The organism is Roseateles sp. GW821-FHT09H10, assembly GCF_059415865.1.
The window spans coordinates 1,081,657-1,105,227 of record NZ_JBWKOB010000002.1; the positions used below are offsets into that span (position 1 = coordinate 1,081,657).

General features: G+C 69.5%; 31 protein-coding genes. 19 read left to right on the top strand and 12 right to left on the bottom strand.

Annotation, left to right across the window (positions count from 1 at the left end; genetic code table 11):
• Positions 1-47 precede the first annotated feature (47 nt).
• A complete protein-coding gene (locus AC07OY_RS13080; protein ID WP_495043018.1) occupies positions 48-410 on the top strand; it encodes a hypothetical protein in 363 nt (120 codons plus the stop codon).
• Positions 411-494: 84 nt separating this feature from the next.
• On the top strand, positions 495-1,577 hold the full coding sequence (locus tag AC07OY_RS13085) for a hypothetical protein (RefSeq protein ID WP_495043019.1): 1,083 nt from the start codon (positions 495-497) through the stop codon (positions 1,575-1,577).
• 42 nt (positions 1,578-1,619) lie between these two features.
• Here AC07OY_RS13085 and AC07OY_RS13090 read toward each other — a convergent pair whose 3' ends face one another.
• From AC07OY_RS13090 to AC07OY_RS13105, 4 genes are read right to left on the bottom strand one after another with little or no spacing between them, the layout of a single operon-like run.
• Positions 1,620-2,759, bottom strand: coding sequence for an MBL fold metallo-hydrolase (locus tag AC07OY_RS13090; protein WP_495043020.1), 1,140 nt, complete (start codon positions 2,757-2,759; stop codon positions 1,620-1,622).
• Positions 2,756-3,115 (bottom strand): YkgJ family cysteine cluster protein, encoded by a 360-nt coding sequence (locus tag AC07OY_RS13095; RefSeq protein ID WP_495043021.1) that lies wholly within the window; start codon positions 3,113-3,115, stop codon positions 2,756-2,758. Before AC07OY_RS13095 ends, AC07OY_RS13090 begins: the two co-directional genes overlap by 4 nt.
• Positions 3,116-3,122: 7 nt before the next feature.
• The gene (locus AC07OY_RS13100) at positions 3,123-3,503 is read right to left on the bottom strand and encodes a RidA family protein (RefSeq protein WP_495043022.1); all 381 of its coding nucleotides are present in this window, start codon (positions 3,501-3,503) and stop codon (positions 3,123-3,125) included.
• A 15-nt stretch (positions 3,504-3,518) separates the two neighbouring features.
• Positions 3,519-3,902 carry a cupin domain-containing protein gene (locus tag AC07OY_RS13105; RefSeq protein ID WP_495043023.1) on the bottom strand — a complete coding sequence of 128 codons (384 nt, stop codon included), beginning with the start codon at positions 3,900-3,902 and terminating at the stop codon, positions 3,519-3,521.
• A gap of 72 nt (positions 3,903-3,974) precedes the next feature.
• Between AC07OY_RS13105 and AC07OY_RS13110 the strand changes: the two genes are divergently transcribed.
• On the top strand, positions 3,975-4,301 hold the full coding sequence (locus AC07OY_RS13110) for a hypothetical protein (protein ID WP_495043024.1): 327 nt from the start codon (positions 3,975-3,977) through the stop codon (positions 4,299-4,301).
• On the opposite strand, the gene AC07OY_RS13115 is transcribed toward AC07OY_RS13110, so the two are convergent.
• A complete protein-coding gene (locus tag AC07OY_RS13115) occupies positions 4,298-6,361 on the bottom strand; it encodes a sensor histidine kinase (protein WP_495043025.1) in 2,064 nt (687 codons plus the stop codon). The genes AC07OY_RS13110 and AC07OY_RS13115 overlap by 4 nt on opposite strands.
• Positions 6,358-7,062 (bottom strand): response regulator transcription factor, encoded by a 705-nt coding sequence (locus tag AC07OY_RS13120; RefSeq protein WP_495043026.1) that lies wholly within the window; start codon positions 7,060-7,062, stop codon positions 6,358-6,360. The genes AC07OY_RS13115 and AC07OY_RS13120 overlap by 4 nt, the downstream gene beginning before the upstream one ends.
• A gap of 158 nt (positions 7,063-7,220) precedes the next feature.
• On the opposite strand from AC07OY_RS13120, the gene AC07OY_RS13125 reads away from it, so the two are divergent.
• Complete coding sequence (locus AC07OY_RS13125; protein ID WP_495043027.1) at positions 7,221-7,730, top strand: hypothetical protein; 510 nt, start codon at positions 7,221-7,223, stop codon at positions 7,728-7,730.
• 37 nt (positions 7,731-7,767) lie between these two features.
• On the top strand, positions 7,768-8,349 hold the full coding sequence (locus tag AC07OY_RS13130) for a hypothetical protein (RefSeq protein ID WP_495043028.1): 582 nt from the start codon (positions 7,768-7,770) through the stop codon (positions 8,347-8,349).
• Between the two features lie 25 nt (positions 8,350-8,374).
• Here the strand turns inward: AC07OY_RS13130 and sodC are convergent, their stop codons facing one another.
• The 3 genes from sodC to AC07OY_RS13145 all read right to left on the bottom strand — a co-directional run bounded on the left by sodC (position 8,375) and on the right by AC07OY_RS13145 (position 9,837).
• Complete coding sequence (gene sodC / locus AC07OY_RS13135; protein WP_495043029.1) at positions 8,375-8,896, bottom strand: superoxide dismutase [Cu-Zn] SodC; 522 nt, start codon at positions 8,894-8,896, stop codon at positions 8,375-8,377.
• A 103-nt stretch (positions 8,897-8,999) separates the two neighbouring features.
• On the bottom strand, positions 9,000-9,341 hold the full coding sequence (locus AC07OY_RS13140) for a hypothetical protein (RefSeq protein ID WP_495043030.1): 342 nt from the start codon (positions 9,339-9,341) through the stop codon (positions 9,000-9,002).
• A 94-nt stretch (positions 9,342-9,435) separates the two neighbouring features.
• Positions 9,436-9,837, bottom strand: coding sequence for a DUF1801 domain-containing protein (locus tag AC07OY_RS13145; RefSeq protein WP_495043031.1), 402 nt, complete (start codon positions 9,835-9,837; stop codon positions 9,436-9,438).
• A 138-nt stretch (positions 9,838-9,975) separates the two neighbouring features.
• Between AC07OY_RS13145 and AC07OY_RS13150 the strand changes: the two genes are divergently transcribed.
• The 5 genes from AC07OY_RS13150 (at position 9,976) to AC07OY_RS13170 (ending at position 14,247) form a co-directional block, all read left to right on the top strand.
• Entirely contained in the window at positions 9,976-10,560 is a 585-nt protein-coding gene (locus tag AC07OY_RS13150) for a DUF1877 family protein (RefSeq protein ID WP_495043032.1), read from the top strand.
• 14 nt (positions 10,561-10,574) lie between these two features.
• Positions 10,575-10,889 (top strand): NIPSNAP family protein, encoded by a 315-nt coding sequence (locus AC07OY_RS13155; RefSeq protein ID WP_495043033.1) that lies wholly within the window; start codon positions 10,575-10,577, stop codon positions 10,887-10,889.
• Positions 10,890-10,983: 94 nt separating this feature from the next.
• A complete protein-coding gene (locus AC07OY_RS13160) occupies positions 10,984-11,364 on the top strand; it encodes a VOC family protein (protein ID WP_495043034.1) in 381 nt (126 codons plus the stop codon).
• A gap of 126 nt (positions 11,365-11,490) precedes the next feature.
• The gene (locus AC07OY_RS13165; protein WP_495043035.1) at positions 11,491-12,747 is read left to right on the top strand and encodes an SPFH domain-containing protein; all 1,257 of its coding nucleotides are present in this window, start codon (positions 11,491-11,493) and stop codon (positions 12,745-12,747) included.
• 6 nt (positions 12,748-12,753) lie between these two features.
• Positions 12,754-14,247: a hypothetical protein gene (locus tag AC07OY_RS13170; protein ID WP_495043036.1), complete on the top strand. Its 1,494-nt coding sequence runs from the start codon at positions 12,754-12,756 to the stop codon at positions 14,245-14,247.
• A 48-nt stretch (positions 14,248-14,295) separates the two neighbouring features.
• Here the strand turns inward: AC07OY_RS13170 and AC07OY_RS13175 are convergent, their stop codons facing one another.
• A complete protein-coding gene (locus tag AC07OY_RS13175) occupies positions 14,296-16,002 on the bottom strand; it encodes a sensor histidine kinase (RefSeq protein ID WP_495043037.1) in 1,707 nt (568 codons plus the stop codon).
• 144 nt (positions 16,003-16,146) lie between these two features.
• Between AC07OY_RS13175 and AC07OY_RS13180 the strand changes: the two genes are divergently transcribed.
• The 9 genes from AC07OY_RS13180 to AC07OY_RS13220 all read left to right on the top strand — a co-directional run bounded on the left by AC07OY_RS13180 (position 16,147) and on the right by AC07OY_RS13220 (position 21,172).
• Positions 16,147-16,494 (top strand): YciI family protein, encoded by a 348-nt coding sequence (locus tag AC07OY_RS13180; RefSeq protein ID WP_495043038.1) that lies wholly within the window; start codon positions 16,147-16,149, stop codon positions 16,492-16,494.
• Positions 16,495-16,614: 120 nt separating this feature from the next.
• Positions 16,615-17,016, top strand: coding sequence for a YciI family protein (locus AC07OY_RS13185; RefSeq protein WP_495043039.1), 402 nt, complete (start codon positions 16,615-16,617; stop codon positions 17,014-17,016).
• Positions 17,017-17,029: 13 nt separating this feature from the next.
• Positions 17,030-17,572 (top strand): SRPBCC family protein, encoded by a 543-nt coding sequence (locus tag AC07OY_RS13190; protein WP_495043040.1) that lies wholly within the window; start codon positions 17,030-17,032, stop codon positions 17,570-17,572.
• Complete coding sequence (locus AC07OY_RS13195; RefSeq protein ID WP_495043041.1) at positions 17,569-18,009, top strand: SRPBCC family protein; 441 nt, start codon at positions 17,569-17,571, stop codon at positions 18,007-18,009. Before AC07OY_RS13190 ends, AC07OY_RS13195 begins: the two co-directional genes overlap by 4 nt.
• A gap of 13 nt (positions 18,010-18,022) precedes the next feature.
• Positions 18,023-18,412, top strand: a complete 390-nt coding sequence (locus AC07OY_RS13200) for a VOC family protein (RefSeq protein ID WP_495043042.1) — start codon at positions 18,023-18,025, stop codon at positions 18,410-18,412.
• Positions 18,413-18,420: 8 nt separating this feature from the next.
• Entirely contained in the window at positions 18,421-18,831 is a 411-nt protein-coding gene (locus tag AC07OY_RS13205; protein WP_495043043.1) for a VOC family protein, read from the top strand.
• 3 nt (positions 18,832-18,834) lie between these two features.
• Positions 18,835-19,320 carry a VOC family protein gene (locus AC07OY_RS13210; protein WP_495043044.1) on the top strand — a complete coding sequence of 162 codons (486 nt, stop codon included), beginning with the start codon at positions 18,835-18,837 and terminating at the stop codon, positions 19,318-19,320.
• Between the two features lie 2 nt (positions 19,321-19,322).
• Positions 19,323-20,582, top strand: coding sequence for an RNA polymerase sigma factor (locus AC07OY_RS13215; protein ID WP_495043045.1), 1,260 nt, complete (start codon positions 19,323-19,325; stop codon positions 20,580-20,582).
• A 17-nt stretch (positions 20,583-20,599) separates the two neighbouring features.
• Positions 20,600-21,172 (top strand): tetratricopeptide repeat protein, encoded by a 573-nt coding sequence (locus tag AC07OY_RS13220; RefSeq protein ID WP_495043046.1) that lies wholly within the window; start codon positions 20,600-20,602, stop codon positions 21,170-21,172.
• Positions 21,173-21,175: 3 nt separating this feature from the next.
• Here AC07OY_RS13220 and AC07OY_RS13225 read toward each other — a convergent pair whose 3' ends face one another.
• Together AC07OY_RS13225 and AC07OY_RS13230 are read right to left on the bottom strand one after the other, a co-directional pair.
• Complete coding sequence (locus AC07OY_RS13225; RefSeq protein WP_495043047.1) at positions 21,176-21,379, bottom strand: PEP-CTERM sorting domain-containing protein; 204 nt, start codon at positions 21,377-21,379, stop codon at positions 21,176-21,178.
• A 127-nt stretch (positions 21,380-21,506) separates the two neighbouring features.
• Positions 21,507-23,246 (bottom strand): M14 family zinc carboxypeptidase, encoded by a 1,740-nt coding sequence (locus AC07OY_RS13230; RefSeq protein ID WP_495043048.1) that lies wholly within the window; start codon positions 23,244-23,246, stop codon positions 21,507-21,509.
• Positions 23,247-23,571: the final 325 nt, after the last annotated feature.

A 23,571-nucleotide genomic window follows, 5' to 3' on the forward strand; every position in this document is an offset into this window, starting at 1 on the left:
GCAGAATCAGTCTCCCGCCCTCACGGATTGGAAGACTCGTGAAACGCATGTTCACCACCCTGGTTCTTGCCAGCCTGTTGTCGATCGCCACCTCTGCGCTCGCGGCCGATGAGGCCCCCTCCACCCTGGACAAGGTTGAAGGCGCCATCACGCGCGGCGCTCAGGCCGCGGCCAGTGGCGTCGCCCGTGGTGTGCATGCAGCCGCCAGCGGCATCGAGCGCGGTGCCAAGGCGACAGCGCGGGGCATTGAGAAGGGCGCCCAGGCCACCGCCCGCGGCGTTTCCAAGGGCGTGGATGCCGCCGCCAGCGGCGTCAAGAAGGGCGCCGACGCTACCAGCGGTGCGGTGCGCAAGACCTCGGACAAGATCCAAGGCGGCAGCAGCGCGCCGGCGTCGGGTTCGTCGAACTAGGCCTTCCCGGCCCGTCGCAGGTCTCGCGCTGCGCGGGCGGCACTAGCATCTGCGCCGGGAGCTCAGAACATGCGAGATGCAGGCATGCCCGCGCCGTCGGCAAAAGCGGCACAGGATGTTGCACAAGGAAAACGCCGGACCGCCATGCGCTGCATGTGGGCATCGTGCTTCGCTTTGGGGGTCAGCTTCGCGGCGGTGGCAGCCACCGCCCGACCCGAGTGGGTGCAGCTCGTGAGCTATCTGATGTGGAACCACGTGCTCATCATCGGGCTTGCCGTTGCGGGAGGCTGGGCAGTCCAGCGGCTGCCACGGCGGGCTTCGGCGCTCGCGGCACCGCGCCCGCGCCAGTTGCTGGCGCCCTGGGTGCTGGCGCTGGGTCTGCTGACCGCCGTAGTCGCCATGGCGCCGTGGGCACCGTCGCCCTGGGACCTGGGCAGCACACCCGAGGGCCAGCCCGTCACCAGCCTCCAGATGCGCACGTCCGAGGATGGAAGACGCTTCTACGAGACCCTCAACCGGGGCGAGGAGCGGGAGGTCACAGCGGTCGAACACCGCAGGAACGACCAACGCGTCTTCGCAGGATTTGCGCGCATCTGGTGCCTCTTCTCCTTCATCGCCCTGGCCACGTGGCGGTTTGTGGCCCTGCGCTGGCAGGCAGAGATGGAGGCGCCCGATGAACCGGTGCGCGTCGGCGAACCCGCAGCGGCGGCGCGGCCGGCCGGTTGGAAATCGTCGGCCGTCATCGCGGGCCTGTGGGCCATGGCCATCCTCGGCAGTCTGCCGGGACCGGGGTCGTCATCGACTCCAACGGTGTGTGTGGACCTGGTCGGGATAGACCTGCCCTGGTTCATGCTGCTGTTCCCGCCGGTCATGGCCGCGGGGTCGGCGTTCTTCATGAAGCGGGCTCCCTTTGACGCACCCTGGATCGCCCCATTGGTGGACGAGAAGGCCGGTGCCGGCAGCTACGAGAACTTCTTCATGCGGCTGAAGCCGATGTTGCTGATGGCGGCCAGTGCCTCGACCCACGCGCTGGTGTTGGCTGTGCAATGCCCTGCAGCCGGCGAGGGCAAGCTGCTCCATCCGCTTGCAGGCTTCATGCTGTCAGCCGGCCTTGCATTCGCGCTTGCACATGCAGTGCTGCGCTGGCGACGTATTCCCGGCGTCTAGCGGCTCGTCATGCCCGCCGCCTTGCATGGCGGCGGTCCTGCCTCAGTCAAGCGGCCAGGGCATGGCCTTGGGCATCTTGCTCGGGTCGTCCGGCTCGGCGGGCTTGAGGATCTTGTGGCCGGGCGCTTCGGCCTCGCGCCACCAGGGCTGGGCAGGTTCGCCCTTGGCCGGCTCGACGGCCTCTCCAAGTCGCGGCATCAGCAATTGGGCACCCTGTTTCGGGCCCAGCTCCAGCAGGGTCTCAGCCGGCGCATCCCAGTCGTGCAAAGCCAGCGAGAACGTGCCCCAGTGCACCGGCAGGAAGGCGCCGCCTCCGAGGTATTGCAAGGCCTTCAGCGCGTTCTCGGGGCCGAGGTGGATGTCGCCCCAGGAGGGGTGGAAGGCGCCCACTTCCAGCATGACGAGGTCGAAGGGGCCGAAGTGTTCGCGGATGGCGGCGTATTCGCTGGTCAGGCCGGTGTCGCCGCTGAAGAAGACGCGGTGCCTGGGCGTCTCGATGACGATGGACGACCACAGCGTGGCGTTGCGGTCGGTCAGCGACCGGCCCGAGAAATGCTGCGAGGGCGCCGCGTGGATGCGCAGCTCGCCCCGGGGCGCCTGCCAGTGCTCCCACCAGTCCAGCTCGACGATGCGCTCGGCCGGGATGCCCCAGGACTCCAGATGGGCACCGACGCCCAGCGAGGTGATGAAGGGCACGTCCTGCAGCTTCACCAGCTCCCTGACCGTGCCCATGTCGAGGTGGTCGTAGTGGTCGTGGGAGATGACGACGGCATCCAGCTTCGGTAGCGCCTTGAGGGCCAGCGGCACGGGCTGAAAGCGCTTGGGGCCGGCCAGCTGCGAGGGCGAGGCGCGCTTGCCCCAGACGGGGTCGGTCAGCACCCGAAAGCCATCGATCTCGATCATCACCGTGGAGTGGCCCAGCCAGGTGGCGCGCAGGCCGGTGTCGGTGGGCTTGAGCCAGGCGTCCAGCGGGTTGTGCGCGGGCAGGGGGCCGGCCGGCGTGCGGCGGCCTTCGGAGCACAGGAAGTCACCAAGGGACGGCCTCTCGGTGCGATCGCGCAGGCCCGGCTGGATGGGGTGGACGTTGTGGAAGCCCTCGCCTGAATCGGTCACGCGGTATTGCCTGGAGGCCCGCATGCGTTCGAGACGGGGGCCGGTGGCGCGTTTGCCGAGTGACTTCATGGCAGCAGGGGTTGGGGCGAATCTGCCGAGATGGCGGCGTGGCGCGGGCTTTCAAGGCCATGGGCGGCGCGCGCCTTCAGGCATTGGGGATCACCGGGCTGGACGCTCTTGCAGGTGCTGGAACGATGGGCGTAGATGCTGCAGCCGACTTCCCTGCCGATCTCGCCGTTCAGCGCGATGCAGCGCACCGGCTGCGTCTCGGTGCCGGCCATGCAGCGGTGCTGGGGGCTGACCTGGCGTGTCAGCGCCACCGGCACGGTGCCGCCGGGCGCGTCGTCGGCCTCGGCCCAGTAGAAGGACACGCGGAACACGGCGCAGCAGGCGCCGCAGCTTTGGCAGTCGAGCTCGTCGTCCATGCAAGTCTCAAGCTTCAGCAATCGCCGCGATCGAAACTTTCAGCCCCGGGATGCGCGCCGGCAGCTTCGCACCCTGGCGGGCCGGTGGATTCGTTGGGAACCAGCGCAGGTATTCCTCGTTCATGCCGGCGAAGTCGTCCTCATCGGCCAGCACGATGGTCACGCTGACGACCTTGTCCATGGTGCTGCCAGCCGCTTCGAGGATGGCGGCGATGTTGGCCAGGCACTGGCGCGTCTGCTCCTGCACCGTGGTGCCGACGAACTGGCCGGTCTCGGGATCGGTAGGCGCCGTGCCGGACACGAAGACCAGGCCCGCCGCCTTGACGGCCTGGCTGTAGGTCGGCGGCGGCTTGGCGGCCTTGGGGGTGTAGACGATGTCGCGGGGCATGGAATCTCCTCGGGTTCAGACGGGTTGGTGCTTGGTGCCGGCACCCATCGTGATGAAGAACATGCGGCTGGGCCGGTAGACCTTGGCCGTGTGCCAGACGCCGCGCGGCACGACGACGGCGCCCCTGTCTGTGATGCGCTGCGAGCTCAGGGCGCCATCGGCCGTCTCCATCAGGAACTGGATGTCGCCGTCCAGCAGGTAGACGAACTCCTCGCCCTCGGGATGCATCTCCCAGCTGCCCCAGTCGGCGTCGCAGACGAACTCCGACACCAGCCAGTCCCGGCCCATGGCGTCCAGGGCCTCCTGGGATTGCGACCAGAACTCGCGGCCGCCGGCTTCCTGGCGGATGCCGCCGGAGGCGCCGAGCAGGGCATAGGTTTCGTCGGGCAGGAACTTCATGGGGCGGTCTCCGGCTTTTCACGGCCATTGTGCGGGCCTTGAAAAGCCGGCGGGCGAGGTCATCTGCAAGCCATGCCTTCTGTCATCAAGCTCGCCGTCCCCGCCGAACTGCTGTCCCTCGTGCGCCTGGCCCAGTTGCTGCAGGCGCTCGAAGGCCAGGGCCGAGCGGCCGACCCTCACCAATACCAGCTGCTGGTCACCAAGCTCGGCGCCGAGTTGCACGAGCAGCAGGGCCACGAGATGCTGTCGGGCCTGCTCGACCATTTCCCCGCCGCGGCCGAGGTCTATGAGAACCTCCAGTACGGCCATGCCGGCCTGGTGCGGGCGCCGCTGGAGATGTCGCTGGCGTCGGAGCTGGCAACGCGTGAGTTGCTGGGCCGGATGAAGAAGCCGAACTAGGAGCGCCGCAGCCCGATCTCGAAAACGACGCCGTCCCCCACATTGCGCGCCGCGATGCTGCCGCCCATCTTGGCCAGATAGGTCTTGGCGACGAACAGCCCCTGGCCGCGCCGCACGCCGTCCTCGGGTTCGGCATCGCTGACGCCGTAGTCGAAGATGCGCGCCAGCTGGTCGTCCGCGATGTGCGGGCCCTGGTTGTGGATGTCCACCGTCGCCAGCTCGCCCTCCACGCGCAGCGAAAGCGTGATGGGCGTGCCGGCCACGCGGTAGCGGCCGGCATTGGTCAGTACATGGGTGATGGCGTCTTCCAGCGGGTACTCGTCGGCCTGGGCCCAGATCGGCTCGCCCGCTGCGTAGGTCACGTCGGCAATGCCGGCATAGGCCGCGTTCTCCGCCACCTGGCGCAGGAAGGCGTCCACGTCCAGCCGGCCCACGGCCAGCGTCGCGGCGGCCAGGGCCTCGCTGGGTGAGGCCTGGCCGTAGAGCACCTTGACGGCCTGCTGCATGCGCTGCACATAGCGCCGGCTCGGGTCGGCGGCGTCGGCGTGCAGCAGCATCAGCGACTGCAGCGGCGACATGATCTCGTGGCCGACTGCATGCCACTGGTCGTGCTCGCGTTCGGCGCGCAACTGCTCGCGGCGCAGGCTGTCGCGGGCGTGTTGCAGCAGGTCGGACAGGCTGCCGGCCAGGATGCCCAGCTCGTCCTTGCCGCGCAGGTCGGCCACATCCAGGGTGCCGAGCTCGAAGCGCTCGGGCGCCTGCAGTTGGTGGGACAGCGCGGCGGCGCGCTGGGTCAGCGCCGCCACGCGGCGGATCAGGCCCATCTCGATGATGAGCCAGGCCAGGGCGATGGCGGCCAGCATGGCGGCCACCGGCCAGGCGAGGCGGGCGGCGCTGGCACTCAGGGAGCGGTCCAGGCCTTGCAGGTCGCCCGTCAGCATGATGTCGAAGCGCCCGGCCGGCGTCGTCACGGTGTCACTGGCCTGCAGCGAGCGTGGCATGGCCGGCGCCGGCAGATGCTGGATCAGGGCCGTCAGCCAGGGCGAGGGGGGCGCGCTGGCTTCCTCGGCACCCTGCAGCAGCGCGACGACGTTGTTGCCGCGCATGATCTTCAGCGTTTCGCCGGGTGCCAGCGTGCCGGACAGCCGCGTCAGCGTCAGCGGCGCCTGGCCGTTGGACGCGGCGCTGTCGAACAGCGTCGTGCCGCCGGGGCCGAGCAGGGCCAGGCGCACACCCGTGCGCGACAGGTCGGCCGGCGGCCATTGCGGGCCGCCGGGGCGGAACAGGGCCTCGCGAAAGGCCTCCACCGGCAGGCGGATGGAGACCGTCGTGCGGCGCGGGCAGGGTTCGGCCGTGCTGAGGCAGGGGCCTTCGCGCCAGACCCAGCCGCGGAAGTCGCGCTGCGGGCGGGCCTTGCGTGGCAGCGCCGTCGTATTGCCGGCGGCCTCCACCGTGAAGCCGGGCAGCTGGCCGCGCTGGGCATCCAGCATCTCGACGGGCGCCAGCCAATGCTGCTCGGCGCCATTGCGCTTCAGGCCGATGTGCACGCGGTGGATGTCGGCCAGGTCCAGCGCACCGCGTTCGCGCGACACCAGCGGCGGCGCATCCAGCGCGGCGACGAGATAGATGAAGCCGCCCGCATAGGCATTGCTGCCCACGGCCGTGCACAGGCTGGCGCCGCCGGGGTACTGCAGGGCGCAGCCGGCCATGTCGACGGCGCGCTGGGCCTTGGTGGCGTCGTCGAAATCGATGGCCGCAAAGGGCAGCACCAGCGGCGCGACCCAGCCGGCGTCGAGCTGGGCCGGCTCGGGGTTCATCAGCGCCAGCTGGCCGGAGGGGTGGCGCAGCTGGGCGACGATCTCGCCCAGCGACCTGGCGAAGGTCTGCTCGTAGCGCTGAGCGTTGCGCTGCCTTTCCTCGTTCAGCAGCGCCAGGGCCAGGGCCAGCGTGGCCAGGGCCAGGGCGACGAAGACCAGGTGGAAGACGATGCGGTTGCGAAAAGCCGCGACGCCCAGTCGCGGCATGTCGGGCAGGGGCAGCTCGACGCGGCCGAGCTTCATCCGCCGGGTGTCCAGCGAAAGCCGCGCATCGGGATGTTCTCGATGCCGTCGAAGGCCGGGTCCACGTCGCGGAAGGCGTCGCGGATGGTGGCCACATGCTTGCGCACGTTGTCGCGGTTGCGGCCGCTCTTCACCACGTCGAACAGCTCCTCGTAGCTGACCACCTCGCCGGCGCGCTCGTGCAGCGTGGCGAGGATGCGCTGGGCCGTCAGCGGCAGGTTGATGCGCTGGCCGCGCCACATCGCCGAGCGCTGTTTCAGCGGGTCGAGCTGCAGGCTTTCGTCGGCGGGCCGGGCCGACGCCTTGGCGGCCGGCTCCTTCAGCTTCGCGGTGCGCAGGATGTCCAGGAAGGTCTCGACGAACTCGGCCTCGTCGAAGGTGGTCTTCTGCAGATAGTCCCAGGCATCCAGCGCCTTCATGATGCTGCGGTAGATGGCGGCCGGCATGGCCGACACCACCAGCACCGGCGTGCCCAGGCCCTGCTTGTTGATCTCGTTGATCAGGGCCACACCGGCATTGCGCTCGCGGCCCAGCTCGATGTCCAGCACGACCAGGTCGTAGCGCTCGCGCTGCAGGGCGCTCTCGGCGCCGTCGCGGTCGAACCACTGGTCGACGGTCAGTTCGGGGCGTGCGTTGCGGATCCAGCCGGCCAGCTGCTCGCTGGTGGTGGGGTCGTCTTCGATGACGGCGATGCGGGGCATGGCGGGGATTATGTGGAGACGCGCCCCGCGGGCCAGCGGAAGGATTCTTCCGGGCAGGGGTAAGCCCCGGGTGTCGGGGGGGCGCGCGGCAGTTTTCACCGCCGATTGATTGGCATAGTCGCGCGTCCCCGAAACCTGCAGACCACGGACCCCTTCCCATGCACCTCGCCGCCCGCGCACGCACGCTTGCCTTGTTCGCCGCCTTGGCAGCCCTGACGTCGGCAAGCCAGGCACAGGCGACTGCCGGGCCGCGCTACGGCAACAAGGAGGACTTGCGCCAGTGCATGGATGGAGAGGACAAGATCAAGCTCGAGCAGGCCTCACTGCAGAAGAAGGCCGACAAGCGCAAGGCTTTGCTGAAGCAATGGCAGGATGAGATGCGGGCGCATGTCGCACAGAAAAAAGACCTCGATACGACGGACGAGGACGCTGTCAACGCTTACAACGAGAAGATGGAGGCGCTGAATACGCGCGTCGAGCCCATCAATCGCGAGGGCATGGAATTCCAGGCCACCATCGATGCCTTCGACGCGCGCACCCAGGAGTTCAACAAGCGCTGCGCCGGCCTGGTCTATCGCATCAATGACATGCGAGCGATCGAGAAGGAACGCCTCTACGCGGCCAAGGCCAAGGCCACCGCAGCAGCAGCAGCAGCCGGCAAGCCTTGAGGTCCCGGCACGCCGGCCACTGACGCAGAAGCAAGCCATGCTCGAACAACTCGATCGAATCGACTGGAGCCGGCTGACCCACGCCTACGGTGCCGCTGCCGATGTACCGCAGCTGATCAGAGGTCTGGTGTCCAAGGATCCCGGGGTCCGTGAACGATCCAGCCACGAACTGTTCGGCAATGTCTGGCATCAAGGAACGATCTTCGAGGCCTCGTCTTACGTCGTGCCCGCCCTGTTTGAAATCGTCGATGCCGACGCAGGAAACACGGACGCGATCGACTTGCTGGCGGCGATCGCAGGTGGACAGGGGTACTGGGAAGTCCATGAAGGCCTGGTGTCTGTCGCCCCCACGGAAGACGAACTCGCCGCGGAAAGGCGGGCCGTTGCGGCAGTCCGGCAAGCGGTTTCCCCGCGGCTGCCGGACCTCCTTCGATACCTGGAGCACACCGAGGAAGAGATCAGGACGAGCACGGCACTCGCTCTGCGCTTCTATCCAGAGCATCGCGCCCTCTCACTTCCGGCGCTTCAGTCCCGCCTGGCCGTGGAGGACGACGAGTTCGCCCAGGAGACCATCGCCGAGTCCATCGCCGCGCTGATGGCCCTGCCAGGTCGGGTGTGAGGCCTCCAAGGCCAGGCGGCAGGCCCTAGCCGCCGATCACCCCGCAGGCCACGCGCGCCCCGCCACCACCGAGGGCGGCGGGGTGATCCGAATGGTTGTCGCCACCGGCATGCACCATCAGCGCCCGACCCTTCACGTCGCTGAGCTTGAGCCGCGGGCCCAGCACGGCCGCATTGGCCCTGCCATCGGCGGCCACGAACAGCGGCGGCAGATCGCCGAGATGGCCGTCGCCCCAGGGTTCGCCATGCTTGTTGCTGCCCTGCGGGTCGAGATGGCCGCCAGCGGCTCCCGCCGGCACGACGGTGCCGTTGCTGTCGGTCGGCGCGCAGGAGGGCTTCTCGTGGATGTGGAAGCCATGCAGGCCGGGTGGCAAGCCTTTCAGGTCGGGATAGAAGGCCAGACCATGGGGCGTTTCGACCACGCGGACGCTGCCGACGTTGGCGCCGTCGCCCTGCTTCTCGGCCATGTTCACGGCCACCTTGACCTCGGCGGCCCCGGCCAGGCCGCCGGCAAGCAGACAGGTGGCGGCGATCAGTGCGTGTTTCATCGAAGACTTCCTTGAAGTGGGGCCGGCGAGGTGGGCCACCGAGGCCGGCTGCTGTGAGTGGAGGGCGTACCGGCTGGCGGTACGCGTGGGTGGGCGTCGAGGCCTATTCCGTCGGGCGCTGATGCCCGCAGCGCAGCTCGCGGCCGCGCTGCCAGACGCTGATGTAGCCCATGCCGGCCGAGGGCAAGACGATCATTTCCTGGTCTTCCGAGGTCAGCTCGAAGTCGTCGAACTCGGTTTCGACCGCGGCGCGCAGCTCGAAGGTCTCGCCCGGCCGCAGCCAGTAGTCCTGGCCTTCCGGCTCGGTGACGACCAGCAGCAGATCCTGGCCGTTGTTGCTCACTGACCGGACCTTTTGCAGCGGGCGCTCCTGGCCCGAGTCGTCATGCAACGCGCCCCAGACCGAGCTCCAGGCGCGAGTGAACCAGTGAGAAGTGTCAGACATGCCGTCACTATGAAACTAATTTGCCAAGCCAGCGGTACGGGTCGGGTGAAGATGCACTTCAATCATGGGGGGAGTCCCTAGACTCACAGGGGAATCAGAGGTAGCGGATCCAGTGCTTGAGCAGGTCCTGCAGCGCCGGCAGCCGGGCCGCGAAGTCGGCGGTGGAGCCGAACTCGACCTGCGCGCGATCCTTGCCCAGCCACTTCAGCAGGCCGGCCGGATCGGGAATCCTGAGCCCGCCTTCGGGCAGCTCACGCGCCTTGGCGCCCAGATGCAGGATGAGGCTGAAGCCGGTCTTGCTGCGCAGATGCGTGGTGGCGAAATACTCGCTCGTGTGCCAGCTGGGCGAATTCCACTTGATGCCTTCGGCGATGGACGGATCGACGGCGAGGATGGTCCGGCGCAGCGTCTCGATCTCGGGCCTGAAGGGGTGGTCGAGGGCGGCCATGAACTGGTCGACGGCTTGGCGAGTGTCGGCGGCGGTCAGCTTGGGCATGGGGAGATGGCCACGGTCAGACGTAAGGCGAGCATCTTCACCCATGCATCCGCAGATCGCCTTTGCAGTTCATTGTTGGCATAGTCGCCGGCCACACGTCGAGCGCTGAGTCAGGAACCAGCCTTCACAGCCATCATCATGGGCATCTGCCTCATCGCCTTCTCCCTCAGCGCACCGCATCTGGACGCTGTCCTCGCCGAACCCGCCCTCGTCTGGCGTGTGCTCGAAGCCGAGGATGACTCGAGCTATCTCGGGCAGCTGGCCATCGACAACCGAAGCTCCTTGCTGCAGCGCCTGCTGGGCAAGGCGAAGCCGGCGCGCGCGCCGAGCCCGCTCCGCCTTGCGGACCCGCAACGCAGGGAGCTCGATGTCGACAAGGCCTGGGATGGCCTCAGGCATTGCATCGCGCAGTGCGTATCGGATGGCGCTGAATTCTTCGAGGGTGACGGCAAGGTCGGCAGCTTCGAAGTGGGCTATGGGCCCGCGCTGCACGTCAGGCCCGGCACGATCGCGAAATGCGCCGCGGCTCTCGAGTCCTTGGATGAAGGCACGCTGCTGAAGGCCTTCCGGACGACGGACTTCAAGGGCGTCTATCTGGAAGCGCTGTGGCAGCGCCAGGACGAGGAGGCCGAGTCCTATCTGCTGGAGAACTACCGCGACTTCAGGCAGTTCATCCAGCACTGCGCCGGGCATCGACAGGCCGCCATCCTGCAGTACACCTAGAGCGAGATTCCTCCTTGATCACCTGCTACCTCCGCTACGTCATCGACCCCAACAAGCTGCAGGAGTTCGAGCACTACGGCAAGCTCTGGCTGCCGCTGGTGGCGAAGTTCGGCGGTACGCATCACGGCTATTTCCTGCCGTCGGAAGGCGCCAACAACATCGCCCTGGCGCTGTTCTCCTTCCCGTCGCTGGCGGCCTACGAGGACTACCGCCAGCGCTCGCTGCAGGACCCGGAATGCCAGGCCGCCTTCGCCTATGCGAAGGAGACCCAATGCATCCTGAGCTATGAGCGCAGCTTCTTCAGGCCGGTCTTCGCGGGCGACGCCTAGCCTCCCGATTGAGCGGCTGGCGCCGCGCGAAGGCCCGTCCTATGCTCGAATCCCGGCCAGCGCCCGCGTGACCGGCCGAGCGAAAGGACTGCATATGCTGAACAGCGCTCCCGTCACGACCATGCTGCCCGTGGCCGACATGGCCCGCGCCCGTGCCTTCTACGAGGGCCGCCTGGGCCTGGTGCCCGGTGGCCTGAAGCCGGACGGCAAATTCGTCTACAGCGTCGGCGGCGCCACGCTGGCCCTCTTCCCCAAGCCCGGCGGCACCAAGGCCGACCACACGGCCATCAGCTTCCAGGTGGATGACATCGCCGCCAGCATCGCCGCGCTAAAAAAGGCCGGCGTCGTCTTCGAGGACTACGACTACCCCGACTTCAAGACGGTCGACCACGTCTGCGTGCTCGGCTCCGAGAAGGCGGCCTGGTTCAAGGACACCGAGGGCAACTTCCTCTGCATCCACGAGGACCTGGTCTAGGCGCCCGGAAGATTCCTTCCGCCCTGGCGGAAGACACCCACCCCGCCCTGCCCTCGTCCCTTCCCGCAGCCGTGGCCACCATGGCGGACATGCATCAAGCCGATGCAGGTCCGCCAAGGAAAGACCATGCTGCCCCGCCTCAAGACCCTCGTCGCATCCCTGCGCAACGCGCTCAACCGCGGAGCCAGCCGCGGCTTTGAGGCCGCATCCACCGCCGCCCCGGGCGCCGCGCTGTCGTTGCGCCGCGCCCTGCCCCCGCTGCTGATCCTGACGGCCGTGACGGCCGCGGGCTATGCCGTCGTCACCCATCCGCCCGTCCAGGCCGTGCCCCACGGCCAGGCGGCGCTGCGCACCAACCAGTTCAGCGGCGCCACCCGCGAGTTCCGCGACGGCAGCTTCATGCGCTTGCCCAGCCTGCACGAGGTGCGTTTCTTCCCGCTGCGCGACCAGAGCTACCACCCCGAGGCCATCGCCAAGGCCGGCGGCCCGGCGCCGCTGCAGTCGGTCGAGGGCCTGTCCCTGGGCCTGGACATGAATGTGCGCTGGGCCGTGGACGACAAGCGCCTGGCCGAGCTGTCGCGCAAGCTGCCCGACAACATCGAGGCCGACGTCATCGCGCCGGCCGTGCAGGCCGTCGTCTACAAGCAGATCGCCAAACACACGGTGCGCGAGATCTTCTCCAGCCAGCGCGCCGAGATCGCCGCCGCCCTGGAAGCCGAGCTGCGCGCCCGGCTGGCCAGCGACGGCATCCTGCTCAAGGGCGTGCAGATCGGCTCGGTCGACCTGCCGCCCGACTACCGCCGTGGCATGGACCAGATGCTGTCCGACAGCCTGGCCAGCGAGCGCATGCGCTACACGCTGGAGATCTCGGAGAAGAAGGTCAAGGAGACCGAACTGCAGGCCGCCGCCGACAAGGTGCGCCGCGAGACGGCTGCCGAGGCCGCCGGCCGCGAACAGGTCATTGCCGCCAAGGCCCAGGAAGAGGCCATGAAGCATGTGCTGCCCTTCAAGCAGAAGCAGATCGAGCAGCGCGCCCTGGAAGCCCAGGCTGACAGCGCCGCCCGCGTCCAGCAGGCCGAGGGCGCCGCCAAGGCGCGCCGCATCGAGGTCGATGCCGAGGCCGCCGCGCGCCAGAAGCTGGCCGATGCCGAGGCCTATCGCGTCGCGCAGATCGGCAAGGCCAACGCCGGCCAGATGGCCGCCGAGGGCGCCCTGCTGACCAGGCACCCGCTGCTGGTGCAGAAGGCCATGGCCGACAAGCTGTCGGACAAGGTGCAGGTCATCATCGCCCCGCCCGGCACGGGCGGCTTCATCGGCAATGCGCTGCTGGGCGGCAACCCGGCCAAGGCCGCCGAAGCCGGCAGCGACACGGAGAAGGAGTAAGCCATCATGCGTCGCATTGCGCTGATCGTCGTGGCGTCTGCGGTGGCCGCCGTCGTCATGTCCGGCCCGCAGACCGCGCTCGCGGCCGAGCTGCCGCCCTTCCCGCGCGCCGGCCTGGTCGTGCAGGACGCGCCGCTGCGCGGTGGCCCGCGCGACACCGCCTCGCTGCAGGCCCCGATGGCCCGCGGCGAGGCGCTGGAGATCCGCGCCGAGCGCGGTGACCACTGGCAGGTCTGGGACTACCGCCGCGAGCGTGGCGGCTGGATGCGCAAGGGCCAGGTGCTGGTGATGCCGCGCGGCGATGGCGCCAGCGTCGAGCTGCTGTCGCAACTGCGCCTGGCCCGCCAGCAGTGGGGCACCGAAGGCCTGGGCCTGGGCCTGGCCGCGGCCTATGTGCAGTCCGCCAGCAGGGACGAGATGGCCGGCCCCGGTGGCGCCGAGGCGCTGGAGGCCATGGGCATGTTCGCCGAGCGCATCGCCGACCGCGCCTCGCTGCGCGACGCCAGGCCCACCGAGGGCCAGCTGGCCGCGCAGATGGACGTGGCCGCCCGCTATGGCCTGAAGTTCGAGCAGTTCGACAGCACCGACGAGGGTCGCGTGCAGGTCTGCTACGAGGGCGAGGCCTTCCGCCGCCTGCTCGTCACGGTGGCCACGCCCGAGCAGCGCGTGCGCGCCGTGCTGGCCCTCACGCGGCCCGACTGCCTGAACCCGCGCGCCACGCCGCGCGAGGCCGAGGCGCGCGACCAGTGGCGCCAGCAGGTGCTGGGCCAGGTGGATGCGGCCACGCTGCCGGTGCATTGGAAGAACCGCCTGCTGATGCGCCGTGCCTCGGTCGCCGCCAGCCTGGCCTTTGCCCAGGCCCGCCGTGGCGCGGGTGGCGAAGCCGTGCCGGCCCTGGCCGAGTTCGCCGGCATCGCGCCGAGCGAGCTGACCGAGGACGACCAGGCCGCCTATGCCGATGCCGCCATGCGCGTGAACGCGGCGCGCTGGCTGGGCACGGCGACGGCGGTGCGCGACTTCGGCATCCTGCAGCTGTCGCTGCAGCCGGGCGCCGACGGCGAGCGCTGCGTCGAGCTGAAGGAGGGCGGCAAGCTGGCCGCGCGCCGCTGCAGCTATGGCCAGGTGGCGCTGGCCTCGGCCTCGCTGAACCGCGAGGGCCGCGCCCTGGCCTTGGCCGCCCAGCCGCTGGACGGCTGGCGCGAGCTGTGGGTCTTCCTCAAGGAGCCGGGCCGCCATGGCGGCTGGCGCATCGAGGTGATGCCGCCGGCGCCGGCCCAGCCGGGCCTGGGCGTGGCCGAGTTCGCCGGCTGGGTGCCGGGCGGCGCGCAGATGCTGCTGGCCCGCGAGTTCCGCGCCGAAGGCAAGTACCGCCGCAGCTTCGAGGTCGTGTCGCTCAGCAACCTGGCCACCGAACGCCAGTCCGGCGAGCCGGCCCTGATGGGCGCCTTCCAGCGCTGGAGCGACCCCGCCTGGCGCGGCAGCTCGCCGATCCGCAGGTGAAATGCGGGCCGGCTTGGGGCGGCCCGGCGCCTGTCCGCGTGAGGTAAATCAGGCGGCCAGCGCCAGGGCGTCGTCGCCTTTCACGGGCAACACCAACCGGGCCAGCGTGCCCTGGCCCGGCTGGCTTTCCAGCTCCAGGCTGCCACTCAGCATGCCGCTGACCAGGCTGTGGGCGACGAACAGGCCCAGGCCGCTGCCGCCCTGGCCGAAGGTGGTCGAGAAGAAGGGCTCGAAGGCGCGGGCCAGGTCGGCCGCGGCCATGCCGGCGCCGTTGTCGCCCAGCTCCAGCGTCAGCCGGTCGCCGCTGCGCCGGGCCGTCACGCGGATCAGGCCGCCGCTGTTGTTGCGGAAGGCATGCACGCAGGCGTTCTCGAACAGCTGCTCCAGCACCTGTTGCAGCACCTCGGGATAGCCTTCCAGCACGAAACCCTCGGGCAGCTCGCAGGCCAGGGTCACGCGTTCGACGGCCAGGTGGGCCTGCACCAGGGCCCAGGCTCTCAGCACGACCTCGCGCAGGTCGAAGCGCGCGCGCATGGCCCGGCCGCTGCCCTCGGTCAGCTCCTTGAAGCGGTTGACCAGGCGCAGCGCGCGGCTGACGTTCTGCTCGACCAGTTCGGTGCCGGCCTGCGTCTGTGCCACCCAGTCCGCCAGCTCCTGGCGCTTCAGGGGGCCGCCGCCGGCCATGCGCTCGGCGAAGCCGGCGCTGCCCGCGCGCAGCGCGCTGGCGCTGAGCAGGGCATTGCCCAGCGGCGTGTTCATCTCGTGGGCGATGCCGGCCAGCAGCTGGCCCAGGGCCGCGAGCTTGCGGCTGTTGACGAGCTCGTCTTGCGTGGCCAGCAGCTCGGCGGTGCGGGCCTGCACCTGTTCCTCCAGCCACTGGGCGGCGCGGCGCCTCTCCTCGTCGCGGCGGGCCTGGTCGATCGCGATCCCGGCCAGGTGGCTGGCGACGTTCAGCGCGCTGATTTCCTCGGGGCTGGGCCGGCGCACCTCGCGGTAGTACATCGCGAAGCTGCCGATGACGCCCTGGGTGGCGGCATGGATGGGCGCCGACCAGCAGGCCTTGAAGCCATAGGGCAGGGCCAGGGCCTTGTAGGCGGCCCACAGCGGGTGCGTGGCGATGTCGTCGACGATGACGAGGCGGTCGTCGAACATGGCCGTGCCGCAGGAGCCGGCGGTGGGGCCGATCTCGGCGCCTTCCAGGGCCTGCATGTAGTCGTGCGGCATGCGCGGGCCGGCGCCCACATGCACATGGCGGCCGTCCAGGTCCAGCAGCAGCACGGTGCAGTACAAGCCCTCGAACTGCGACTCGATGAGGGCCGTCAGCCGGTTCAGCACCGGCGTCAGCGGCTCGCCGCTGGCCACCATCTCCAGCAGCTCGTTCTTGGCCTGGTTGAGCACCTCGGCGAACTGCATGCGGCTGACGTCCACCATGCAGACGGCCACCTGGGGCTCGCCGTCGCGTTCGGTCAGCGTCAGGTGCAGCTCGTGGGGCCGGGGCTCACCGGCGCGGGTCTGGAAGGTCCAGGGCAGGCTCAGCGAGCCGCCCTGCTGCAGCTGGGCCAGCACGCTGTCCAGCGTCGTGGCCGAGGGCCGGCCGTCGGGCTGGCGCAGCGGGCACAGCAGCGACAGCGGCATGTCGCGCAGGGCTTGCGCGTCATAGCCCAGCACCTTGGCCCGGCCCGAGGCTGCGCCGACGATGGGCAGCTCCGGCGTGGCCTTCACGAGCAGTATCGCGACATGGGTCATGTCGTCCATCTCGGCCTCCGCTGAGTTGCGAGCTTATGCAGCCCGCTGCAGCCCGACTTTGCCCCATCCTCGCGAATCGCCCAACTGCTGTCAGAAATGAGCACCGACAGGCGCCAGAATGCCCGCTGTTTGCCACCGATCGCGGACCCGACCATGCCCCAGTTGCTGCTCATCGTCGAACCCATTGGCCAGCGCGCCGAACGCGGCCGCATTGCCGGCGAGGCCGTCTACCAGCGCATGCTGGACTTCGCTGCTGAACTGCAGTCCTCGGGCCTGCTGCTGGGGGTCAATTCGCTCGGCTCGGCCGCCAAGCGCTTCGCCAAGCGCGACGGCGGCGCCCAGGTCTGGGACGGCCCCTTCGCCGAGGCCAAGGAGATGATCGGCGGCTATTTCCTGCTCGACACCGACGACGAGGCGCTCGCCATGTCCTGGGCCGAGCGCTGCCCGGCCGCCGAATGGGCCACCGTGGAGATCCGTGGCGTAGGCCCCTGCTACACCTGAAATCGCTGCGACCTAGGGGATCTAAGTAATTTCCCGGAGTCTGTCGAATCCGGCGGGCCAGGATCGTCGTGGGAATGAAGGCAGCGAAAAAGGGCTGCCGCCAACCCCAGGAGACCTGCCATGCGATTCATGATCCAAGTCCGCGCCAACGCCGTCAGCGAGCGCGGCGACCCGCCCGGGCCCGAGTACGCCAAGCTCTTCGAGGAGATGGGCGCCTTCCACGAGGAGATGGCCCGTGCCGGCGTGCTGCTGGACGGTGCCGGCCTGCGCCCCAGCCGCAATGGCTGGAAGGTGCGCTACGAGGCCGACGGCCGTCGTGAGGTCGTCGACGGTCCCTTCGCCGAGGCCAAGGAAATGATCGCCGGCTACACGCTGATCCAGGTGCGCTCCGAGGACGAGGCGCGGGCCTGGGCCAGCCGCTTCCCCATGCCCTTCGTCGGCATGCCCTGCGAGATCGAAGTGCGCCGCCTTTACGAGGAGGCCGACTTCGCCCCGGGCGGCGACATGGCCATCGGCGGCTGAACGGAGGCACATCATGAGCAACCTCTCCCTCATCCTCATCTGCCTGGGCGTGGCCCTGGCCCTGCTGCTGGCCTATGCCGCCACCCGCCCCGACGAGTTCCGCGTCGAGCGCCGCCTGCGCATCGCGGCACCGGCAGACAAGCTCTGGCCCCTGGTCAGCGAACTGCGCGCCTTCAACCGCTGGAACCCCTACGAACGCAAGGACCCGCTGCTCAAGAGCGCCTACAGCGGCGCGGCGGCCGGCGTGGGCTCGCGCTATGACTGGGACAGCAAGGAGGTCGGCAGCGGCAGCCTGGAGATCGTCAGCCAGCAGCCCGGCCGCGCCGTGCAGCTGAAGCTGGACTTCGTGAAGCCCTTCGAGGCCCACAACCAGGCCGAGTTCGCGCTGCAGCCCACGCCCGATGGCGCCACCGAGGTGCGCTGGACCATGAACGGCCCCGCCAACTTCATCAGCAAGCTGATGGGCGTCTTCTTCAACATGGACCAGATGGTGGGCCGCGACTTCGAGGCCGGCCTGCAGAACCTGCGCCAGATCGCCGAAGGAGGCCGGGCATGAAGGACTTGAGCTTCGACATCGACATCGCCGCCCCGGTCGTCCGCGTCTGGGATTGCATGCTCGACCCCCTCGCCTACCGCGACTGGACCAGCGCCTTCTGTGAGGGCTCCTACTACGAGGGCAGCTGGCGCCAGGGCAGCCGCATGCGTTTCCTGGACCCGGACGGCAACGGCATGGAAGCCATCGTCGACGAGAACCGCCCGCACGAGCGCCTGGCGCTCAAGCTGGTCGGCGACCTCACCCAAGGCCGCCCCACGCCCGGCAGCACCATCGCCGACCACCCGGGTCAGGAGGTCTACGAATTCAGCGCCACGGCCAGCGGTACGCACCTGGTCATCCAGCTGCGCGGCTGGGATGACGGCTTCGCCGACATGATGGCGGGGCTCTGGCCCAAGGCCTTGCAACGCCTCAAGGCCCTGTCGGAATCGATCCACTGAAGGAGACAACACCATGCAGATCAAGATCACCAGCGTCATGGTCGACGACCAGGACAAGGCCCTGGCCTTCTATACCGGCAAGCTCGGCTTCCGGAAGATGGCCGACATCCAGATGGGGCCTACCTACCGGTGGCTGACCGTCGTGTCGCCCGAGGGCATAGACGGCGTCGAGCTGTCGCTGGACCCGATGAACATGGAGGCCTCCAAGGTCTACCAGAAGGCCCTCTACGACGCCGGCATCCCCCTCAATGCCTTCGTGACGACCGATGTCGAGGCCGAGGCGCAGAAGCTGCGCGACCGCGGCGTTGTCGTGCGCGGCGAGCCGGTCAACATGGGCCCGATCAAGGCCGTCATGTTCGAGGACGGCTGCGGCAACCTCATCCACCTTGTCCAACCTCTGTGAGCCTCACCATGACCGCACACAAGCAGATCTTCGTCAACATGCCGGTCAAGGACCTGGCCAAGAGCAAGGCCTTCTTCGAGGCCGTGGGCTACAGCTTCAACCCGCAGTTCACCAACGACAAGGGTGCCAGCCTCGTCCTCGGCGAAAACCTCTTCGCCATGCTGCTGGCGGAGGACTTCGCCCGCACCTTCACCAGCAAGGCCTTCCCCGATCCCAAGGCCGCCACCACCGGCTGGGTCTGCCTCAGCTGCGACAGCCGCGAGGAGGTCGACGCCCTGGTCGCCAAGGCCAGGGCCGCCGGCGGCAACATCCCGAGCCCGCCGCAGGACTACGGCTTCATGTACGGCCATGGTTTCGAGGACCTGGACGGCCATCACTGGGAACTCGTCTACATGAGCGGCATGCCGCCTCAGGAGTAAGCCATGAAGATCCATCAAAAGATCACCCCCTTCATCTGGTACGAGAAGGGCGCCGAAGACGCAGTGGCGCATTACCTGAAGGTTTTCGGCAGCGGTCAGGTCACGCACACGCAGCGCTGGGGCGAGAACTCGCCGGGCGCGGCCGGCAGCGTCATGGTGGTGCAGTTCGAACTGCTAGGCCAGCAGATGACGGCCTTCAACGGCGGCCCGCACTTCAAGCTCACCGAGGCCTTCTCGCTGATGGTGGCCTGCGAGGACCAGAAGGAGATCGACCATCTCTGGACCGAGCTGCAGGCGGGCGGCGGCCGCGAGAAGGCCTGCGGCTGGGTGGAAGACGCCTGGGGCCTGTCCTGGCAGATCATCCCGGCGGCCTGGTTCGACATGATCCGCGACCCCGATACCGCCCGCGTGCAGCGTGTCTTCCAGGCCATCTGGAAGATGCAGAAGATCGACCTCGCGGCCCTGCAGGCTGCTTACGACGGCGCTTGACCGTGGATCATGCTGAGCTGGCCGCCGGCGTCTGGCGCATCGAGCGCAGCCGCCTCGTGGGCGCGGCGGCCAAGCTGCTGCGCGACCTCGACGAGGCCGAGGACTGCGCCCAGGACGCCCTCATCGCCGCCATGGAGACCTGGCCGCGCGACGGCCAGCCCGCCAACCCTGCCGCCTGGCTGATGACCTCCACCCGCAACAAGGCCCTGGACCGGCTGCGCCGCCGTGCCATGCTGGAACGCGAGCACGAGCATCTCGCGGCCGATGACGAGGCCATGGGCACCCATGTCGTGCCCGACTTCGTCGACCACCTCGACGCTGCCCGCGACCAGGCCGAGATCGGCGACGAGCAGTTGCGCCTGATCTTCATCGCCTGCCACCCGGTGCTGCCGCGCGAGGCCCAGGTGGCGTTGACGCTGCGCCTGCTCGGCGGCCTGGAGACGGCCGAGATCGCGCGCGCCTTCCTGCAGCCCGAGGCCACGGTGGCCCAGCGCATCGTGCGCGCCAAGAAAGCGCTGCACGGCCAGGCCTATGAGCTGCCCGGGCCGGACGAGCGCGAGCAGCGCCTGTCGTCCGTGCTGGCCGTCGTCTACCTGATCTTCAACGAGGGCCACAGCGCCGGCAGCGGCGCCAGCCTGCTCAAGCCCGCGCTCTGCGACGAGGCCCTGCGCCTGGTTCGCCAGCTGCAGCATCTGCTGCCGCAGGACTCCGAGGTGCACGGCCTGGCCGCCCTGCTCGAGATCCAGGCCTCGCGCCTGCCGGCGCGCCTGGATGCGCAAGGCCGCCCGGTGCTGCTGCCCGACCAGGACCGCCGCAAATGGGACCCGCTGCTGATCCGCCGCGGCCTGGTGGCGCTGGAGCGGGCGCTCGGCCTGGGCGAGCCCGGGCCCTACACGCTGCAGGCCGTCATCGCGGCCTGCCATGCGCGGGCCGCCCGCGCCGAAGACACCGACTGGCGTGCCATCGTCGCGGGCTATGACCGCCTGTTCGCCCTCAACCCTTCACCCGTCATTGCGCTGAACCGCGCGGTCGCAGTCAGCTTCGCCCACGGCCCGGCCGCGGCCCTGCCGCTGCTGGAGCAGCTGGCGGCCGAGCCGCAGCTCAAGCGCTACCCCTTTTTGGCGGGGGCCCAGGCCGACGTGCTGGAGCGCCTCGGCCGCATCGGCGAGGCGCGCGACGCCTATCTGCGGGCTTCGGAGCTGACGGACAACGAGGCGCAGCGTGCCCTGCTGCTGGAGCGGGCGACGCGGCTGGCCAACTGAGGCCGACATTCCGGCGCATGCGCCCCGCTCCGTCGAACGATGCCAACTTCGACCCCCGCACCCAACTGGCGGCGCTGTCGGAAGACGAGGCGCTGGCCTACGCCAACAACCTCATCGACGCGAACTGCGAAGCGCGGGATGCCGACTATCTGCGGGCGTTGATCGCGGCCGGCGACGCCTCCATGCAGCTGTCCCACGAGCATGCGCTCGGCGGCAGCGGCGCGGCCCAGGCCGTCTATGGCGCTGCCAAGCTGCTGGGCCTGCACACCGAGCAGAACAAGGCGGAAGGCTTGTTCTGGCTGCGCCGCGCGCACAACAACGGCAACGCCCGGGCCAGCGCCTTGCTCGGCGGAGCCTATATGGAAGGCCGGCTCATCGGCCGCGATGCCGTCAAGGCCCTGGCCTATGTGACGCCTGCGGCCGAGCGGGGCATGGCGGCCGCGCAGTACCTGCTGGCCAACCTGCTGCTCGACGGCGAGGCGACGCCCGTCGACGAGGACCGGGCCGTTGCCCTGCTGCGGGCATCGGCCCGGCAAGGCCATGCCCCGGCCGCCGAACTGCTCGCGGCCAACGGCATCCCTCTCGACTAGCGCCTATTTGCGGCGGATGTACTTCACCGCCACCAGCACGCCCAGGGCGAGGACCGCCAGGGGCCAGCTGCCGGGCTCGGGAACGGGGCAGGGCGCAGCGCCCGATGCGCCGCAGTTCGGCGGTGCGACCTGCGCGCTCGCCAGCATGGGAGCCAGGGCCAGGGCGGCAACAGCGGCGCGGGCCGCCAGGGTGGACAGTCTTGTCATGCGATCACTCCTTGTCCGGAATCCCTCCGGTGCGAAGAGCTTGCGCCGCACCCTGGCTGCTTGCAAACAGGGCTTGTCCTGAAAAACGGTTGCAGACCCCGTGGATCGGGGGCTGCTCGGGCATCCTTCAGGGACGCGCGTCGACGCGCAGCACCGGATAGAGGTTGAAGCGCTCATCCCAGCTCGGCGAGCGCCGGTAGAAGAACTCCAGCCTCGCCTTGGCGTCCGCCGCAAACTTCGGTTCGTCGCGCAGCTTCGCGAAAAAGGCTTCGCGCAGGGCCGGGCTGGCGGCGAGCTGCTCGCGGGCGACCTGCTCCGCGACATAGGGCTCCATGTACTCCTTGGGCTCGAAGGCCGTCGCGAAGCGGCCCCAGGCGGCGAAGGAGTCGGGCGCATCGGGTTCGAGCAGATGCATGGCCAGGGCGGCCAGCGGCTGCGCGATGGGCACGAAGAGGCTGCCGGCCGGCAGGTCGCGCGTCTCGGGGGCCCAGGCGCCGGTGAACTCCATGCGCTGGTGGCCCTCGGTGGTGCTGGCGTCGCGCTTCACGGCGCTGGCACGATAGGCCTGCACGGGCAGGGCTGCGCGGCCCTGTTTCAGGCGCTCGAAGCGCAGGCCATGCCGGGCCAGCTTCTCGGCCACCCAGCCGGCATGCTCGGCGGGCACGAGGTAGCCGGCGACGGGCGCCTTGCGCAACAGGTCCGGCTCGACGCGGTCGCGCAGCGGCAGCTGCCAGATCTCCGGCTGGGTCTCGTCGTAGCGCGTCATCAGCGCGCCGGACACCTCGCTGGGCGTGCGCGTGTAGGCGTAGCCGCGGAACTCGATGTCGCGCGCGGCCTCGGCGGCCTTCCAGGTCAGCGCAAGCTCGGTCGGTGTGCGCGCATCGGCCGCCTGGGCGGCGCGCAGCCAGTCGCGGCCATGGCGGGCGATCTGGTCGAGCACGGCGTCGACGGTCTGGCGCGTCAGCCGCACGCGCGTGGGGTAGTCCTTCCAGCTGTGGGTCTCGACCAGCATGCCCAGGCGGTTGCGCAGCGGGAAATAGCCGTGCGAGAAGCGCGGCGTCGGCGCCATCACCTTGATGCCGCTGGCCGGGTTGTCGGTCTCGTTGAAGGACGGGTAGAAGGGCAGGGGCAGGGCACCCCGCTCGGCCAGGCGGGCGATGACGGCATCACGCCAGGCATGGCCGATGTCGCGCAGGGCCGGGTCGCCCGTGTGCACGGGCTCGACCATGACGGCGATGTCGTGCTCGAACTGCGCGCCGTTGGTGGCATGCAGGTCCACCATGGCCAGCGGCTCCCAGGCGCGGATCAGGCCGAGCATGGCCTGCATCTCGGCGGAGTCGGCCTTGGCGTAGTCGCGGTTCAGGTTGTAGTTCTGGGCCGTCACGCGCCAGCCCATCTGCTCGGGGCCGCGCTGGTTGGGCCGGTTCCAGGCGCCGAAGCGCTCGTGGCCGTCGACGTTGAAGACGGGCACGAAGACCAGCACCTGCTTCTTCAGCGCGCCAGGCTTGGCGAGCTGCTCGCGCAGGGCCAGGAAGCCGGCGTCCTTGCCGTCGATCTCGCCGGCATGGATGCCGCCCTGGATCAGCGTGACGGGCAGGCCGGCGCGGCGCACGGCGGTGGGCGTCAGCGCGCCGGACTGGCTGGCCACCAGGGCCCACATGGCCCGGCCCTGCGGCGTGCGGCCGAACTCGATGCAGCGCACGCTGCGCGGATGGGCGCGGGCGAAGTCGTGGCAGAGGCGGTCGACCTCGGCATAACGGCCCGTTTGCTTGAAGCCGCTGCGCTCGGCGTGGGTGGTCAGTGCGGGTGCGGCCGAAGCCAGTGAGCCGGCCGTCAGGGCCAGCGCCAGGAACAGGGGTCGGAGCATGAAGCGCGCGGCCGGCCGCGTCGGATCGAAAGGCCGCGATTATTCGCAACAACGGCGCCACGCCATGGCAGCAAGTCGGCCCAGCCGAAGTAAGGTCTTCCTCATCCACCGCGGCCGTCGTGCTTTGCTCGGCCGAGCGCCGGGGCCTGCCATGGGCCAGAGGCCCATGGCCTTCCGTAGGCACAAGCAGTCCACAGGGACTGCTTGTGTCCGACTCCAGTTCCCTAGCCGGCCCGTCGGGAGATGTGCACGCGGCTGGATGCCGCGTGCATCGCCGTCCCCTCGGGGCTGAGGCCGGACACATGGCGCCCGGTGGGCGGCATGC

Coding starts and splice junctions, on each gene's coding strand:
- AC07OY_RS13080 (WP_495043018.1), top strand. CDS start 48: ATGTTCACCACCCTGGTTCTTGCCAGCCTGTTGTCGATCGCCACCTCT.
- AC07OY_RS13085 (WP_495043019.1), top strand. CDS start 495: ATGCCCGCGCCGTCGGCAAAAGCGGCACAGGATGTTGCACAAGGAAAA.
- AC07OY_RS13090 (WP_495043020.1), bottom strand. CDS start 2,759: ATGAAGTCACTCGGCAAACGCGCCACCGGCCCCCGTCTCGAACGCATG.
- AC07OY_RS13095 (WP_495043021.1), bottom strand. CDS start 3,115: ATGGACGACGAGCTCGACTGCCAAAGCTGCGGCGCCTGCTGCGCCGTG.
- AC07OY_RS13100 (WP_495043022.1), bottom strand. CDS start 3,503: ATGCCCCGCGACATCGTCTACACCCCCAAGGCCGCCAAGCCGCCGCCG.
- AC07OY_RS13105 (WP_495043023.1), bottom strand. CDS start 3,902: ATGAAGTTCCTGCCCGACGAAACCTATGCCCTGCTCGGCGCCTCCGGC.
- AC07OY_RS13110 (WP_495043024.1), top strand. CDS start 3,975: ATGCCTTCTGTCATCAAGCTCGCCGTCCCCGCCGAACTGCTGTCCCTC.
- AC07OY_RS13115 (WP_495043025.1), bottom strand. CDS start 6,361: ATGAAGCTCGGCCGCGTCGAGCTGCCCCTGCCCGACATGCCGCGACTG.
- AC07OY_RS13120 (WP_495043026.1), bottom strand. CDS start 7,062: ATGCCCCGCATCGCCGTCATCGAAGACGACCCCACCACCAGCGAGCAG.
- AC07OY_RS13125 (WP_495043027.1), top strand. CDS start 7,221: ATGCACCTCGCCGCCCGCGCACGCACGCTTGCCTTGTTCGCCGCCTTG.
- AC07OY_RS13130 (WP_495043028.1), top strand. CDS start 7,768: ATGCTCGAACAACTCGATCGAATCGACTGGAGCCGGCTGACCCACGCC.
- sodC (WP_495043029.1), bottom strand. CDS start 8,896: ATGAAACACGCACTGATCGCCGCCACCTGTCTGCTTGCCGGCGGCCTG.
- AC07OY_RS13140 (WP_495043030.1), bottom strand. CDS start 9,341: ATGTCTGACACTTCTCACTGGTTCACTCGCGCCTGGAGCTCGGTCTGG.
- AC07OY_RS13145 (WP_495043031.1), bottom strand. CDS start 9,837: ATGCCCAAGCTGACCGCCGCCGACACTCGCCAAGCCGTCGACCAGTTC.
- AC07OY_RS13150 (WP_495043032.1), top strand. CDS start 9,976: ATGGGCATCTGCCTCATCGCCTTCTCCCTCAGCGCACCGCATCTGGAC.
- AC07OY_RS13160 (WP_495043034.1), top strand. CDS start 10,984: ATGCTGAACAGCGCTCCCGTCACGACCATGCTGCCCGTGGCCGACATG.
- AC07OY_RS13165 (WP_495043035.1), top strand. CDS start 11,491: ATGCTGCCCCGCCTCAAGACCCTCGTCGCATCCCTGCGCAACGCGCTC.
- AC07OY_RS13170 (WP_495043036.1), top strand. CDS start 12,754: ATGCGTCGCATTGCGCTGATCGTCGTGGCGTCTGCGGTGGCCGCCGTC.
- AC07OY_RS13175 (WP_495043037.1), bottom strand. CDS start 16,002: ATGGACGACATGACCCATGTCGCGATACTGCTCGTGAAGGCCACGCCG.
- AC07OY_RS13180 (WP_495043038.1), top strand. CDS start 16,147: ATGCCCCAGTTGCTGCTCATCGTCGAACCCATTGGCCAGCGCGCCGAA.
- AC07OY_RS13185 (WP_495043039.1), top strand. CDS start 16,615: ATGCGATTCATGATCCAAGTCCGCGCCAACGCCGTCAGCGAGCGCGGC.
- AC07OY_RS13190 (WP_495043040.1), top strand. CDS start 17,030: ATGAGCAACCTCTCCCTCATCCTCATCTGCCTGGGCGTGGCCCTGGCC.
- AC07OY_RS13195 (WP_495043041.1), top strand. CDS start 17,569: ATGAAGGACTTGAGCTTCGACATCGACATCGCCGCCCCGGTCGTCCGC.
- AC07OY_RS13200 (WP_495043042.1), top strand. CDS start 18,023: ATGCAGATCAAGATCACCAGCGTCATGGTCGACGACCAGGACAAGGCC.
- AC07OY_RS13205 (WP_495043043.1), top strand. CDS start 18,421: ATGACCGCACACAAGCAGATCTTCGTCAACATGCCGGTCAAGGACCTG.
- AC07OY_RS13210 (WP_495043044.1), top strand. CDS start 18,835: ATGAAGATCCATCAAAAGATCACCCCCTTCATCTGGTACGAGAAGGGC.
- AC07OY_RS13220 (WP_495043046.1), top strand. CDS start 20,600: ATGCGCCCCGCTCCGTCGAACGATGCCAACTTCGACCCCCGCACCCAA.
- AC07OY_RS13225 (WP_495043047.1), bottom strand. CDS start 21,379: ATGACAAGACTGTCCACCCTGGCGGCCCGCGCCGCTGTTGCCGCCCTG.
- AC07OY_RS13230 (WP_495043048.1), bottom strand. CDS start 23,246: ATGCTCCGACCCCTGTTCCTGGCGCTGGCCCTGACGGCCGGCTCACTG.